A 14,419-nucleotide genomic window follows, 5' to 3' on the forward strand; every position below is an offset into this window, starting at 1 on the left:
GCAGTGCAGGGGGTAGTGATGAGCGACGGGAACACGGTCAACCTGATGGCGGGTGCACCGGTGGTGCAGGTCCCGCCGGGTTTCACGCCGTCCGCGGTACCACCACCCGCGCCGGTCGCGGCCCCGGTCGCCGCGCCCGATGCCGGCGCGACCGTGACCCTGCCCGCGCAGCCCCCCGCCGCTGCTGCTCCCGCCCCGGTCGGGGCGGCGCCGGTCGAGGCGGCGCCGGAGCCGGTGGCCGCGGAGAGCTTCGCGAAGGCCGCGCAGACCGACCTCGACAAGGCCAACGTCGCGCTCGACGCGGTGGACAAGGGCGCCGTCCAGCTCGACCTGGACAAGCAGGGCGTCGACGACCTGCTCAAGCTGATCTCGCAGGCCCGCAGCCTGGTCGACAACGTGCACAGCAGGGCCGTCAACAACCTCGACGTCGAACTGAAGTTCGGCAACAACTGGGTGAGCGACGCGATCAGCAGGCGGCTCCGCGAGGTCGCGGTGGGCAACGAGGAGTCGGCGGTCAACGTGATCGGCGACTTCATGCAGGTCCTCTTCGAGGTCGAGGAGACGATCCGCGAGGCCGCGCGCAACCTGGAGCAGGCCGACGACGAGGCGGCGGACGCCTTCGGTGCCGCGGGGGAGGCTAAGGGCTGATGGGCGACAACAGGCACGGCGGTCACGGCGGCGGTCACCACGGTGGCCACGGCGGCGGCAACCACCACGGCGGTCACCACGGGGGCCACCACAACAACGGTCACGGCGGCGGTCACGGCGGCGGCGACAAGCCCACCGACCTCGGCCAGAAGGTCGACTGGATGACCTACAGCCACCAGCAGCTGTGGGAGATGGTCAACACCGGTGTCGACCTCAAGGCCGCGGGCAGCGCCCAGGCCGACTGGGCGACCGTCGGCAAGGCGCTCGGCGAGGTGCAGGAGCTGCTGGCCAAGGCGATCGGCCAGTCCGCCCAGGCGTGGGAGGGCGGCACGGCCGACCGCGCCCGCGAGGCGCTGGAGTCCGTCGAGAAGTGGGCGCTGAACACCAGCGAGCACGCCGACAACGTGGCCAAGTGCATCGCCACCGAGATCGAGCACGTGCAGACGGCGCGCGAGATGATGCCGCCGCCCGCACCCGCCCCGCCGGTCGTCACACCGGTCGACGGCGCCGTCGCGACCCCCGTCCCGACCCCGGTGGCCGGCCCGACGCCCGTCGCCACGACGCGCTCGCCGTTCGCCAACCAGCTCGCCGAGCCGGCGGGCTTCGACTCGCTGACGCCCTCCGAGCAGGTCGCCGACCCGCGCCTCGGCGGCGCGCGCGGCGCGTTCACCGGCATCGACACCATCGCCGCGCCCGCGGTCGGCTCGGTCACCGCCGCCGACGCGACGCACCGCCAGGCCGCCGAGGTCATGGCGCTGTTCCAGCAGAACTCCTACGCGGTCGACCGGACCGTGCCCTCGTTCGCGCCGCCGGTCAACCCCGTCGCACCGCCCCCGCCGTCGCCCGTCGTGGTGACCGGTGGTCCGACCACCCCGTCCACCGTCGACGGCAACGGCCACGGCGGTCCCGTCGTCGTCAACAACCAGCAGCAGCGACAGCAGGGCAACCAGCAGCCGCGCCCCGGCGGCGCGCAGCCCCCGTTCGGCCGCGGCGGGTTCGCGGGCGGTCGCGGCGGCTACGGCGGCGGACGCGGTGGCGGCGTGCCCACGCCCATCGGCGCGGTCGGCGGTGGCGGTGGTGGCGGCGCGGGCACCCCGCTCAGCGCACCCGGCACGGCCAGCGGCGCCCTCGGCGACCGCGGCGGCTCCGGCGGCGGCAACCCCGGCAGCGTGACCAGCACGTTCCAGGCACCGAAGTCCGTGACGCCGCAGGCGGGCATGATCGGCGCGGCACCCATGGCGGCCCCGCCGCCCATCGCCGGTGGTGGCGGCGGTGAACGTGACCACAACCGCCCGAACTACCTGGAGGACGACGACAACGTGTTCGGGCTGGACAACAAGGCAGCACCCCCGGTGATCGGCCTGTGACCGAACGCGTCTTCCGGCTCAGCGAAGTGGAGTTCTTCCTGCTCTGGCAGGCCGTCCACCGCGACGCCCACCCGGTACCGCTCGGCACCAGGCACTTCGGGCACACCCAGGCGGAACGCGCCCGGTTGGTCGAGTCGGCGTCCCGCGACCTCGCGTCGCGGGGCTACGGCACCGTGCAGCGGCCCGACGAGGAGCTGTACGGGTACCTGCGCGGCCTCGCCGAGTTCGAGGTGGGCCTGGAGGTCTTCTTCACCCTGCGCGGCGCCCAGGCGCGCGGCCTGGCCACCGCCGCGTGGCACGGCGCGTTCGCGGGCAGGCTCGGCGACCAGGTGCAGGTGACCGGCTTCCGGCCCACCGCCCTCGCCGCCACCACGGTCAACACCCTGCCGCCCGCGCCGCCCGGCAACGGCCGGTCGGTCAACGTCCGCTGGGACGACTACCTGGCCGCGGGCCGGGCCGGCGAGTCCGACGGCACCGAGGGGTTCCTCGACGTGCTGCGCGGCGTCGGCCTGCGCGAGCCCGAGGCGAACACCCTGATGCGCGCGGTGACCACGCGCAGCGGCGGCGGCCAGGTCGGCGTCATCGCCCGCAACCGCGCCGGCTACCTGCACCCGACCGGCGCGGTCGTGTCCTGGCTGGACAGCCGCGAGGGCCGCTACCTGGTGCGGCGGGACGCGGCGTGGCTCGTCGTCGCACCCACGGACGCGCCCCGGTTGATCTCCGCCGTCGAGGGACTGGTGGTGGGCGCCGGCCGCGGCTGACCCGGTGTGTGGATGACGACTGTGGTTCCGCGCCGTCCGATCGGCTAGGAATCCAGGTATGACCGAGATGCGTGCCGGCACCGCCGCCGGCGAGGCGGAAGTCCTGTGGCGACCGGACCCCGACCGGGTCGCGGGCAGCCGCATGGCCGCGTTCCGCTCCTGGCTGTCCACCGACAAGGGCCTGGGGTTCGCCGACTACGAGTCGCTCCGGGCGTGGTCCACCTCCGACCTGGAGGGCTTCTGGGGCGCCGTCGCCGAGTTCTTCGACGTGACGTTCCACGACGCGCCGTCACGGGTCCTGGAGGCGCCCGTGATGCCGGGGGCGTCCTGGTTCCCCGGTGCGACGCTGAACTACGCCGAGCACGCCCTGAAGGGCCCGGACGAGGCCCTGGCCGTCATCTTCCACCGCGAGGACGGCGTCTCGTCCGAGCTGACCCGCGGCGAGCTGCGCGCCCGCGTGGCGGCTGTCCGCGCCGGCTTCGCGTCGCTCGGCGTCGGCGTCGGCGACCGCGTGGTCGCGCTCGTGCCGAACTCGCCGGAGGCGCTCGTCGCGTTCCTCGCCGCCGCGTCCCTCGGCGCCACCTGGTCCTCGTGCTCGCCGGACTTCGGCGCGCGGGCGGTCGTCGACCGGTTCGCCCAGGTCGAGCCCACGGTCCTCGTCGCCGTCGACGGCTACCGGTACAACGGGCGCGCGTTCGACGTGCGGCCCACCGTGGAGCGGCTGCGGTCCGAGATCCCGTCGCTGCGCGCCACCGTGCTGGTCGACTACGTCGGCGGCGGCACCCTGCCCGGCGTCGTGGCCTGGGACTCCCTGCTGGCCGAGCACGCGGGCGCGCCCCTGGAGTTCACGCCGGTCCCGTTCGCGCACCCCCTCTGGGTGCTGTACTCGTCCGGCACCACCGGGTTGCCCAAGGGCATCGTGCAGGGCCACGGCGGCATCGTCGTCGAGCACCTGAAGATGCTCGCGCTGCACAGCGACCTGGGGCCCGGCGACCGGTTCTTCTGGTTCACCACCACCGGCTGGATGATGTGGAACTTCCTCGTCTCCGGCCTGCTGGTCGGCTCCACCGTCGTCCTGTTCGACGGCAGCCCCGCGCACCCCGACCTCGACGTGCTGTGGGACCTGGCCGAACGCGACCGCGTGACCTACTTCGGCACCTCGGCCCCCTACATCCAGTCGTGCCTCAAGGAAGGCCTGGAACCCGCCGCCCGCCACGACCTGTCGGCGCTGCGCGCGGTCGGCTCGACGGGCGCGCCCCTGACCCCCGAGGGCTTCCGCTGGGTCGCGTCGGCCATCGGCCCCGACGTGCAGATCGCCTCGGTGTCCGGCGGCACCGACCTGTGCACCGCCTTCGTCGCCGCCGCCCCCGACCTGCCGGTGTGGTTGGGCGAGCTGTCGTGCCGGGCGCTGGGCGCGGCGGTCGAGTCCTACTCGGAGGCGGGCGAGCCGGTGGTGGACGAGGTGGGCGAACTCGTGATCACCGCCCCCATGCCGTCGATGCCGGTCTTCTTCTGGGGCGACGAGGACGGCTCGAAGCTGCACGACGCCTACTTCTCCACGTTCGACGGCGTGTGGCGGCACGGCGACTGGATCAGGATCACCCCGCGGGGGTCGGCGGTCATCTACGGCCGCAGCGACTCCACCCTCAACCGGGGCGGGGTCCGCATGGGCACCAGCGAGTTCTACCGCGTGGTCGAGGGCGTCCCCGGCATCGCGGACTCACTGGTGATCGACACCTCCGGCGCCGGCCGGACCGACGGCGAACTCCTGTGCTTCCTGGTCCTGGAGGAGGGCGTGGACCTGGCGGAGGTGGAACCCGTCCTGCGCCGGGACCTGCGGGCCAACCTGTCCCCGCGCCACGTGCCGGACCGCTTCGTGGCCGTCGACGAGGTGCCCAGGACGTTGAACGGCAAGAAGTGCGAGGTCCCGGTGAAGAAGATCCTCGCCGGCACCCCGCCCGAGCGCGCCGTGAGCCGCGACGCCCTGCGCAACCCCGCCTCCCTGGACCCGTTCCTGACCATGGCGCGAGACGAACATCACCAAACGGCCCCCTGAGCCCCCTCCAGGGCCGTGCCGTACCCGCTCTGACCAGCGGGTACGGCACGAGGAGGGGGGCGTTTTGTGTCCACTCGGGGACCTGTGTAATCTATGCGTCGTAGCCGAGGGGTTCCGCCGGGAGGCTTCGCCTAGTCTGGTCTATGGCGCCGCACTGCTAATGCGGTTTGGGGTAACCCCCCATCCCGGGTTCAAATCCCGGAGCCTCCGCAACGCCCGGTCTCGGTCGGGTGACAACTGAATACGATGCGCTCGTAGCTCAACGGATAGAGCATCTGACTACGGATCAGAAGGTTGCAGGTTCGAATCCTGCCGAGCGCGCCACGTCAGTTCGAACACAGGCCCATTCCCCTCGGGGAGTGGGCCTGTTTCGTCGTGCGCGAGCCCGCCGTCGAAGGGTGCGGGACGACGTCGCGGGCAACCCGCGGGGGAGTTCGGCGCGCTCTACCGCCCTGCTTCACCTCCGGCGCCGGAGGAGTCGGCTCGACGCCGGATGTCCAAGCGGGAGTGGAGGATTACGGGGAGATCGGACAATCGGCGGACGACGTCCCGCGAGGTCCTGCCCTTGAAGCCGTGCACGACGTCCTGGGGCAGGGTTCCCCCGCGCGGTGACAGGCGATCTTCTCGACCGGAACCTGCTGTCGTCCATCAGGGTGCGCGAGCGCGAGGCTCTGCGGTCGGCCCTCGTGCGGTCGAAGGCGACGGCCGGCTCGAATGTCAAACATCCTTGACATGATGTCCTGTAACCCTGACACTGACCATGTCAAAGATGTTGTACACGGGGGGAGGGGTCCATGTCGTACGAGGAGAAGGGCACGTGGGTGTACCTGCTGGTCACACTGGTGACCTACGGCGGGTACGCGGCGCTGCTGCTGGGACGGGCCGGTGACGACCTGGCGACCACGCCGTACGTCGGCCTGATGATCGGCGCCGTCGTCGCGTCGATGGTGCTGGCGATCGTGGTCCGCATCCTGGTCGAGGTCGTGCGGCCGAGCGACCGGCACCGGGCCGACGAGCGGGACCGGGACATCCACATGCGGGGCGAGCAGGTGGCCGGCGGGGTGCTCGGCTTCGGCATGATCCTGCCGCTGGCGCTCGCGATGGCCGAGGCACCCCACTTCTGGATCGCCAACGCGATCTACGCCGTCTTCACCGCGTGGGCGGTCGCCACCTCGGCGGTCAAGCTCGTGGCCTACCGGCGGGGGTTCTGAGTGGGCAAGCCGACCAGGATCACCAACTCCATCCGGGCGCTGCGGTTCGCGCACGGGGAGATGACGCAGGCCGAACTGGCCAAGCGGGTCGACGTCACGCGCCAGACGATCATCGCCATCGAGCAGGGCAGGTACTCGCCGTCACTGGAGACCGCCTTCCTGATCGCCCGCGTCTTCGGGGTGCCGATCGGCGACGTGTTCCAGTACCCCGAGGAGGAAGCGTGAGAGCGGTTGTCCAGCGGCGCTACGGCGATCCCGCCGAGGTGCTCCGGGTGGAGGACGTCGAGCGGCCCACCGCCGGGGACGGGGAGGTGCTCGTCCGCGTCCTCTCCGCGCCGGTGAGCGGCAGCGACTGGCACATCCTGCGCGGCCTGCCCTACGCCGCGCGGCCCGTCGTCGGGGTGCGCCGGCCGCGCGGTGCGATCGCGGGCATCGAGATGGCGGGCGTCGTCGAGGCGGTCGGCCCCGGCGTCACGGCCCACGCCGTCGGCGACGAGGTCTTCGGCTGGTGCGACGGCGCGTTCGCCGAGTACGTGGCGGTGCCGGCGGACCAGGTGGCCCGCCGGCCCGCGAACCTGACCGCCGAACAGGCCGGGGCGCTCCCGATCGCCGGGTTCACCGCCCTCCAGGCGGTCCGGGACAAGGGGCGCGTCACGGCGGGTACGCGGGTGCTGATCACCGGCGCGACCGGCTGCGTCGGCACGTACGCCGTGCAGATCGCCAAGGCCCTGGGCGCCGAGGTGACGGCGGTGTGCGGCGCGGCCAAGGCGGACCTCGCCAAGGCGCTGGGCGCGGACCACGTGCACGACTACGCCACCGGCGGCCTGCCGACCGGCTTCGACGTGCTGGTCGACCTCTACGGCAACCCGTCGGCGCGCGAGTGCGCGGCGGCCGTGCGCCGGGGCGGCACGGTGGTGCTAACCGGCGGCACGGGCGGCCGCTGGTTCATGGGCCTCGACCGGTGGCTCCGGGTGCTGGCCGCCGCGCCGCTCCTCGGGTTCCGGGCGACCCCGCTGGTGCACGCGGACCGCCTCGAGGACCTGGTGGCGCTGCGGGACCTCGTCGAGGCGGGCGACGTCACGCCCGTGATCGCCCGGACCTACCCGCTCGACGGGGTGGCGCGCGCCGTCGAGGACGTGCGGCGGGGGCGCGTGCGCGGTCAGGCGGTCGTCACGCCGTGAACCGGGGCCGTGCGCGGGGCGGGCACGGCCCCCGGTCCGTCACCACCGCGACGGCGGGGCGGCGGCACGACGGGCGGGCGGTCGTCGCGGGTGTCCACGTCCTCGGACACCGCCGAACCGGCCGCGCGGGCGGCGTGCCGCAACCGACGTCAACCGCGTCCTCGGCCCAGCTCCTCCAGCACCCCGTCGGTGAACGCGGGCCACGCCTCCACGGCCCACTCGCCGAACTTCCGGTCGGTCAGCGCCACGCACGCCACGCCCGCGTCCGGGTCGATCCACACGAACGTGCCGCTCTGGCCGAAGTGCCCCACCGTGCGCGGCGAGCTGAGCGAGCCCGTCCAGTGCGGCGACTTGCGCGCCCGGACCTCGAACCCGAGCCCCCAGTCGTTCTCCTTCTGCATCCCGAAACCGGGCAGCACGCCGCGCAGCCCCGGGAACGCCACGGTCGTCGCCTCGGCCACCAGACCGGCGGACACCAGCTTCGGCGCCTGCACCTCGGCCGCGAACCGGACCAGGTCGGACACCGTCGACGTGCCGCCCGCGCCCGCCGAGCCGTCGAGGCTCGACGACGCCATGCCCAGCGGCGCGAACACGGCCTCGTGCAGGTAGGTGGCGAACGGGATCTCGGTGGCCGCCTCCACGGAGTCGGCGAGCACCTGGAACCCGGTGTTGGAGTAGATCCGCCTGGTCCCCGGCTCGGCCTGCACGTCGGCCGAGTCGAACGCCAGCCCCGAGGTGTGCGCGATCAGGTGGCGCACGGTCGCGGGCCCCGCCGGCTGGTCCCACTCGACCGCGCCCTCCTCCACCGCGACCAGCACCGCGTACGAGGTCAGCAGCTTGGTCACCGAGGCCAGGGGGAAGCGGTGGTCCACCGGCCCGTGCTCGGCGAGCACCTCCCCGTCCGCGCGCACCACGGCGACCGCCGCGGTGTCCACCGGCCACGACGACACAGCCCGCAAGCTCTCCATGCCGCAGACTCTGCCACGTGTCCCCGAGAGAGCTGGTCGTGCTCGGCACCGCGAGCCAGGTGCCCACCCGCGCCCGCAACCACAACGGCTACCTGCTGCGCTGGGACGCCGAGGGCTTCCTCTTCGACCCCGGCGAGGGCACCCAGCGGCAGATGCTGCGCGCGGGCGTCTCGGCCACCGACGTGACCAGGCTGTTCGTCACGCACTTCCACGGCGACCACTGCCTGGGCGTGCCGGGCGTCGTGCAGCGCCTGTCGCTGGACCGCGCGCCGCACCCCGTGCACGCGCACTACCCGGCCGAGGGCGCCGAGTTCTTCGCCCGGCTGCGGCACGCCACGTCGTTCCACGACACCGTCGACGTCCGCGAGCACCCCGTCACCGGACCGGGTGTCATCGCGGCGGGTCCGTTCGGCACGCTCGAAGCCCGCCGCCTCGACCACTCGCTGCCCGCCTACGGCTACCGCCTCGTCGAGGACGACGGCCGCACGATGGTCCCCGAGCTGCTGGCGGCGCGCGGCATCGCCGGCCCGGCGATCCGGAAGCTGGAGCCGCCGCTGCTGGACGAGGTGAGCGTGCCGCGCCGGGGCCAGCGGTTCGCGTTCGTCATGGACACGAGGCTGTGCGACGGCGTGTTCGAGCTGGCCGACGGCGCGGACATGCTGGTCATCGAGTCGACGTTCCTGCACGCCGACGAGCGCCTGGCCGACGAGTACGGCCACCTGACGGCCCGCCAGGCAGGCCGCGTCGCGGCGGAGTGCGGCGTCCGCACGCTCGTGCTCACGCACTTCTCCCAGCGCTACGCCGACCCCGGCGCGTTCCGCGCCGAGGCCGCCGAGGTGTTCGCCGGCGACATCCACGTGGCCGCCGACCTGGACCGGGTCAGGGTGCCGAAGCGGCGGTGAGCACGAGCGTCGGCACCGGGTGGTGCTCGACGGTGAACGGCCCGACCTGGACCCGCCGCGCCGCGTGACCTCAGGTCCGGCCGACCTCCGCCGCCCACTGGTCGCGCACCAGGTCGTCCAGGTCCGAGTGCGCCGGTCGCCAGCCGAGCGCCCGCAGCCGCGTCGTGTCCGCGCGCAGCTCGCGCACCTCGCCGGGGTTCGCCGGCCGCCGCACGACCGGCACCGGGCGGCCCGTCACCCGCTCCGCGGCGGCCAGCACGTCGGACACGCTCGCGGGCGTCGCACCCACGTTGAGCACCGCGCACCCGTCACCGGAGTGCTCGACCGCACCGGGTCCGAGCACCGCCGCGAACGCCCGCGCCACGTCCCGCACGTGCACGAAGTCCCGCACCGCCGACCCGTCGCCGAACACCTCCATCGGCGCCAACCGGCCGGACGCCGCCCCGCACGCCCTGGTGACCACGCGCGTGTCGTCGCGGTCCCCGCCGCCCGCGACGTTGAACAGCCGCAGCACCACCGCGGACAGCCTGCCGGTCCGGGCGGCCCGCGCGACCGCGTCCTCGGCGGCGGCCTTCGAGGCCGCGTACGGGGTGGACGGCGCGCGCGGCGAGTCCTCGGCGAGCACCCCGCCGCCCCCGCCGTACACCCCGGCCGTCGACGCCAGCACGAACCGCGCCCCCGGCGCCACCGAGCGCAGCAGGTTCACCGTCCCGCCGACGTTCACGTCGTGGTACCGCACCGGGTCGTCGAACGACTCGCGCACGCGGGCCAACCCGGCGAGGTGCACGACGGCGTCCACCCCGCCCGCCGACCCCGTCCGGACGTCGCCCGCGAAGGGGCGGGGTTCGTGGCCCGCGGCCCGCAGCTCCGTCGAGACCACCCGACCGACGTACCCCGAGGAGCCGGTGACCAGTACGCGCATGAGCGTCATCCCAGCACGGGGTCACTCTGTCGGCGGTCACCGGTCAGGTGGAAATTGACCCTAAAGGTGTGGGCGGAAGGGGCCGATACTCCCCATGTGAGTTACCCGTACCCAGTCATGCACACGAGCATCGAGGTCGTGCTCGCGGAGTACGCAGTGCGCGAGGCGAAGCGTCAGCGCTTCCTGGAGACCGCCGCCCTGATCGTCGCCGCCGCGCCGTCGTCGCTGGACGACACGCTGGTCGGCCTGACCCTCCCGTTCCCCGCACCGCAGGGCGCCCGCGCCTTCCTGGGGCGGGTTGACCAGGTCCTTCGCGACGCCGCTCGATGATCTCGCGCACCACCGCCTGAACCCATCGGAAGCTTTCATCCGGTCGTTGCCGGACCGTGCTGGGCCGTTCCACCCGGGTGCCTCTACAGTGCGTGGCACCCGGCGCTCGCCGGCTGTCTCGTCTGCTTCTCATAAAGCGAGTTCTCGGCGATGGATCACGTCCTTTCCGCGCTCCACGAGCGCCTCGGAACCCTGTTCGGCGACCGGCTGGTCGTGCTCGCGGGCGGCACCAGACTGAGTAGTCGCGCCGGCGAGCTGCACCAGTTGGGTGCTCGCCACACGCTCGTGCTCTCGACGGACGACCACGCCCCCCTGCACGACTCGCAGGTGGCGCGCTGGGTGCCGCTCGGCATCGCGGGCGGTTTCGTCGCGGTGGAGCAGAACCGGCTCACCAGGCTCCTGACCTCGCCGCCCGGGCACGTCCGCGACGTGCTCGCGGACTTCGACCCGCGCGGCGAGGCGCTGGTGATCAGCACGCCGTACGTGCACACCCCGGAGTTCGCGGGCCGGCCCGTGCTCAACGCGCGCCGCCCCGAGTGGGTGGAGCTGGAGAACAAGACGACGATCGACGCCCTGTGGGACGAGCTGTCCGCGCCCCGCGCGCCCGCCGTCGTGCTGGACCTCGACTTCGAGGCCCTGTGGGCGGCCACGCTGGAGCTGGACCGCGGCGCGGGCGTCGTGTGGTCCGGCGACGGTCCGGCGATCAACGGCGGCGCGAACTTCGTGCGCCGCGTCCGCGACCGCGCCGAGGCGCTGGAGGCGTTCGAGAAGTTCGCGCCCAAGTGCCACTTCGTCCGCGTGATGCCGTTCCTGGAAGGCATCCCGGTCAGCGTGCACGGCATCGTGTTCCCGGACGGCACGGCGGTGCTGCGGCCGATCGAGATGGTCGTGCCGCGCCGCGCGGGCCAGGCCCGCTTCCTCTACGCGGGCTGCGCGTCCTACTACGACCCGCCCACCCGCATCCGCGAGGAGATGCGCAACCTCGCCCGCCGCGTCGGCGAGCGGCTGCGCGAGACCGTGGACTACCGCGGCACGTTCACCCTCGACGGCATCGCCACCGCCGACGGCTTCCTGCCGACCGAGATCAACACCCGCTACGGCGGCGCGATGGTGTGCTTCGAGGACGCGCTCCCGCAACTGCCGCTGTCGCTCGTGCAGGTCGCCCTGGTCGCCGGGCACGACCTGGGCGTGTCGTCCATCGAGTTCGAGGAGCTGCTGGTCTCCGCGGCCGACGGCTACCGGCACGGGACGGTCGGGGCGAACGTGCGCGCGGTCGACCAGGACGAGGTCGTGGAACGCCCGATCGTGTTCACCGAGTGGTCGTGCCGGTTCGCGCACCCCGACGAGGCGCCGCACGGCGTGCTGCGGCTGCGCCCGTCACCGCTGGGCGCCCGCCTGGAGCTGGACTTCGCGGCCGAGCAGCTGTCGCCGGGGCGTCCCGTGGTGGCGCTGACGGTGGCCGCGTTCGCGCTGGCCGACCAGGAGTGGGGCACGGCGCTCGGCCCGCTGGAGCCGGCCGTGCCGGTCGACGACGAGCAGATCACCGCCCCCGTCGTGGAACTGGACGCCGTCACGGCGTAGTCGGCACGCCTTCCTGGTCGCCGTACGCGGCCAGGAAGGCGTACCGGTAGCCCATGAGCTGGAGGGTCACCTCGGCGGGCTGGTTCGGCGGGTAGCCCTTGCCGCGGTAGGCGCGCAGCAGTTCCGGGTGGCCCTGCGCCGTCGTGCGCAGCAACAGCGGCGTGACGGGCTCCCCGCTCACCACGTGCCGCGCCACCCGCGCCGCCTGCGCCAGCAGCCGCGGCGAGCCGTCGTCGGACGCGATGGCGTCCGCCACCTCCACCACGTGCGCGGGCACCACCTCGGGCACCGCGATGGCCAGGGCCATCGAGCACGCCACCTCCGCGCCGGCCAGCGTCTCGAAGACCTTGGGCGCGCACTTGGCCACCCCGTACCGCGTCTGCGTGATCCAGTCCGGCGGCCGCCGGGGAAGCTCGCGCCCCGCGGCGTTCCAGCGGCGCCGGGTGCGCCTGCCGGCGTCCGTGAACCCCGCGCCCGCGAGGGCCAGCGCGGCCAGCAGGAAGATCACCCGATCGCGGGTGGTGGCGGGAACCCGGTAGCTCGCGCCCATCTCGGCCAGGAACGGCACCGCCCAGGCGCTCGCCTCGGACACCGTGCCGTCGATGAGCAGCCGGTCGACCAGTTCCCGGCAGGCTGCCTCGTTGATGGCCGGTTCACCGTTCGCGGCGTCGCGCAGCAGGTCGTCCACGCCCGCTCCGTTGGACAGGACCGCCCACGGGATGTCCTCCAATCCACGCAACGGGTCCGGCCGTTGCCACGCAGGTGGGAGTTCCATGGCGCGCAAGCTACGCGATTCCGGGAACCGGTACCGCCGGGATCACTCGCCGGTGGCCCACCCGATCACCGTAGGATCACCCGGTGCGCGGACCCCGCTTCAAGGTCGTCGACCTGTTCTCCGGTGCCGGTGGCATGAGCCTGGGCTTCCAGGCGCACCGGGATTTCACCATCGTCGGCGCGGCGGACGCGCAGATCGGCAAGCCCTCGTCCCGGCTGGGCTCGTTGCGCTGCAACGGGATCTACCGGGACAACATCGGCGTCGACCCGCTCCAGGTGGACCTCGGCCGGCTCGACCCGTCCGTGCTGCGGCAGGTCTGGGGCCTGGCCCGCGGCGAGCTGGACGTGCTCGTGGCGTGCCCGCCGTGCTCCGGGTTCACCCGCATCTCGCCGAACAACCACCTGCGCGACGACCCCCGCAACTCGCTCGTCGGCCGGGTCGCCTCGTACGTGGCCGAGTTCCGCCCGCGCGTGCTGCTGCTGGAGAACGCGCGGGAGCTGGTGAAGGGCAAGCAGCGCCACCACCTCGACGGGTTGGCCGAGCAGTTGCTGGAGCTGGGCTACGAGGTCGACGCGTCCACCCACATGCTGTCCCGGTTCGGCCTGCCCCAGTTGCGCGAGCGCGCCATGGTCGTCGCGGTCGACGCGGGCGTGCCGCTGCGCACCCTGGAGGACCTGTGGGCCGGGTTCGAGGTGAAGCCGGGCGCGGTGACCGTGCGGCGGGCGATCGGCAAGCTGCCGTTCGTCGCGGCGGGGGAGGCGCACCCGGAGGACGCGATGCACGTGTCGCCGTCGTTCCGCCGGGACCGGTCGCTGGACCGGATGCGGGCCATCCCGGCAGACGGCGGGTCGTGGGGCGACCTCGTCGGGTCGACCGCCGAGCTGCTGCTGAACCCGGCGCAGCGCAAGATCATCGAAGAGGGCAAGTGGGGCTCGCACCCCGACGTGTACGGGCGGATGTGGTGGGACGAGCCCGCGCGCACGATCAAGCGCGAGTGCGGGCACGTCGGCAACGGCCGGTACGCCCACCCCGAGCAGCACCGGCTGTGCACCGTGCGGGAGATGGCCCTGCTCCAGGGCTTCCCGCGCAAGTTCCGGTTCGACGTGTCGGTGATCGGCAACGCCTACCGGCACCTGGGCGACGCCGTGCCGCCGCTGATCTCGTTCCAGCTCGCCGCCCTGGTGCGGTGGATGCTGATCGGCGAGCCGCCCGCGGCGAAGGACCTGTGCCTGCCCGGGACGTCGCTGCGGGTGGGCGACATCCGACCGGTCGTGCCGTCCGCCGCCCTGGTCGCCTAGATCACCTTTCGGCAACGGTGTGGCGTCGAAACAGGATTTCCGGGTAGTGCACGTCTTTTGTGGACAGGTCCGCTGAACTGCGGAAACGGAGTTGTCCACAAGGGGCGCGACAGCCGTTTCGCCTTGTCTCGAAACGGACTTCCGCAACGGCCCCCGGCGCGGTGTCGATCCCTTCGATCATCCACAGTGGACTGTGGGATGTCGTTCACGCTGGTGGCGGCTGTGCGGCTGATCAAACAGACCTCGTCTGATCGAGTATCGCCCGATCGGATAGTGTTCCGCCGATTCTGTCGATTCGGTGTCGGAACCCCACGCGGAGGCGTTCCACCGGCTCGGCAGACCGCCGCCTTGAACCACACCAACGGGCTACCCTCGCGAGCCTCAAGGAGACACATGGCATCCCGGTCGACTGTGAAGCG

14 protein-coding genes and 2 tRNA genes are annotated in these 14,419 nt (G+C 73.1%); 13 read left to right on the plus strand and 3 right to left on the minus strand.

Annotated elements, in window-relative coordinates; genetic code table 11:
• The first annotated feature begins 18 nt into the window (after positions 1-18).
• The 9 genes from J2S66_RS29700 (at position 19) to J2S66_RS29740 (ending at position 7,224) form a co-directional block, all read left to right on the plus strand.
• Positions 19-648: a hypothetical protein gene (locus tag J2S66_RS29700; RefSeq protein WP_310310985.1), complete on the plus strand. Its 630-nt coding sequence runs from the start codon at positions 19-21 to the stop codon at positions 646-648.
• Positions 648-2,015 (plus strand): hypothetical protein, encoded by a 1,368-nt coding sequence (locus J2S66_RS29705; RefSeq protein ID WP_310310988.1) that lies wholly within the window; start codon positions 648-650, stop codon positions 2,013-2,015. The genes J2S66_RS29700 and J2S66_RS29705 overlap by 1 nt, the downstream gene beginning before the upstream one ends.
• Positions 2,012-2,776, plus strand: a complete 765-nt coding sequence (locus J2S66_RS29710) for an ESX secretion-associated protein EspG (protein WP_310310990.1) — start codon at positions 2,012-2,014, stop codon at positions 2,774-2,776. The genes J2S66_RS29705 and J2S66_RS29710 overlap by 4 nt, the downstream gene beginning before the upstream one ends.
• Before the next feature lie 58 nt (positions 2,777-2,834).
• The gene (locus J2S66_RS29715; protein ID WP_310310992.1) at positions 2,835-4,832 is read left to right on the plus strand and encodes an acetoacetate--CoA ligase; all 1,998 of its coding nucleotides are present in this window, start codon (positions 2,835-2,837) and stop codon (positions 4,830-4,832) included.
• 120 nt (positions 4,833-4,952) lie between these two features.
• Positions 4,953-5,042: transfer RNA gene (locus J2S66_RS29720), tRNA-Ser, on the plus strand.
• Between the two features lie 38 nt (positions 5,043-5,080).
• Positions 5,081-5,156: transfer RNA gene (locus tag J2S66_RS29725), tRNA-Arg, on the plus strand.
• Positions 5,157-5,626: 470 nt separating this feature from the next.
• Positions 5,627-6,043, plus strand: a complete 417-nt coding sequence (locus tag J2S66_RS29730) for a hypothetical protein (protein ID WP_310310995.1) — start codon at positions 5,627-5,629, stop codon at positions 6,041-6,043.
• A complete protein-coding gene (locus tag J2S66_RS29735; RefSeq protein WP_344957436.1) occupies positions 6,044-6,268 on the plus strand; it encodes a helix-turn-helix transcriptional regulator in 225 nt (74 codons plus the stop codon).
• Complete coding sequence (locus J2S66_RS29740; RefSeq protein WP_310310998.1) at positions 6,265-7,224, plus strand: NAD(P)-dependent alcohol dehydrogenase; 960 nt, start codon at positions 6,265-6,267, stop codon at positions 7,222-7,224. Before J2S66_RS29735 ends, J2S66_RS29740 begins: the two co-directional genes overlap by 4 nt.
• A 149-nt stretch (positions 7,225-7,373) precedes the next feature.
• Here the strand turns inward: J2S66_RS29740 and J2S66_RS29745 are convergent, their stop codons facing one another.
• Complete coding sequence (locus J2S66_RS29745; RefSeq protein WP_310311001.1) at positions 7,374-8,192, minus strand: serine hydrolase domain-containing protein; 819 nt, start codon at positions 8,190-8,192, stop codon at positions 7,374-7,376.
• Between the two features lie 17 nt (positions 8,193-8,209).
• On the opposite strand from J2S66_RS29745, the gene J2S66_RS29750 reads away from it, so the two are divergent.
• Entirely contained in the window at positions 8,210-9,094 is an 885-nt protein-coding gene (locus J2S66_RS29750) for a ribonuclease Z (protein WP_310311004.1), read from the plus strand.
• A gap of 70 nt (positions 9,095-9,164) precedes the next feature.
• On the opposite strand, the gene J2S66_RS29755 is transcribed toward J2S66_RS29750, so the two are convergent.
• Positions 9,165-10,016, minus strand: a complete 852-nt coding sequence (locus tag J2S66_RS29755; protein WP_310311008.1) for an NAD-dependent epimerase/dehydratase family protein — start codon at positions 10,014-10,016, stop codon at positions 9,165-9,167.
• Positions 10,017-10,133: 117 nt separating this feature from the next.
• On the opposite strand from J2S66_RS29755, the gene J2S66_RS29760 reads away from it, so the two are divergent.
• Together J2S66_RS29760 and J2S66_RS29765 are read left to right on the plus strand one after the other, a co-directional pair.
• Positions 10,134-10,346 (plus strand): hypothetical protein, encoded by a 213-nt coding sequence (locus J2S66_RS29760; protein WP_306744298.1) that lies wholly within the window; start codon positions 10,134-10,136, stop codon positions 10,344-10,346.
• 150 nt (positions 10,347-10,496) lie between these two features.
• Positions 10,497-11,927 carry a hypothetical protein gene (locus tag J2S66_RS29765; RefSeq protein WP_310311013.1) on the plus strand — a complete coding sequence of 477 codons (1,431 nt, stop codon included), beginning with the start codon at positions 10,497-10,499 and terminating at the stop codon, positions 11,925-11,927.
• Here the strand turns inward: J2S66_RS29765 and J2S66_RS29770 are convergent.
• On the minus strand, positions 11,917-12,702 hold the full coding sequence (locus tag J2S66_RS29770) for a hypothetical protein (protein ID WP_310311015.1): 786 nt from the start codon (positions 12,700-12,702) through the stop codon (positions 11,917-11,919). The two genes, J2S66_RS29765 and J2S66_RS29770, sit on opposite strands and share 11 nt — an antisense overlap.
• Positions 12,703-12,785: 83 nt before the next feature.
• On the opposite strand from J2S66_RS29770, the gene J2S66_RS29775 reads away from it, so the two are divergent.
• Positions 12,786-14,000: a DNA cytosine methyltransferase gene (locus J2S66_RS29775; protein WP_310311016.1), complete on the plus strand. Its 1,215-nt coding sequence runs from the start codon at positions 12,786-12,788 to the stop codon at positions 13,998-14,000.
• Positions 14,001-14,419: the final 419 nt, after the last annotated feature.

It is taken from the genome of Saccharothrix longispora, from assembly GCF_031455225.1.
Lineage (GTDB): Bacteria > Actinomycetota > Actinomycetes > Mycobacteriales > Pseudonocardiaceae > Actinosynnema > Actinosynnema longispora.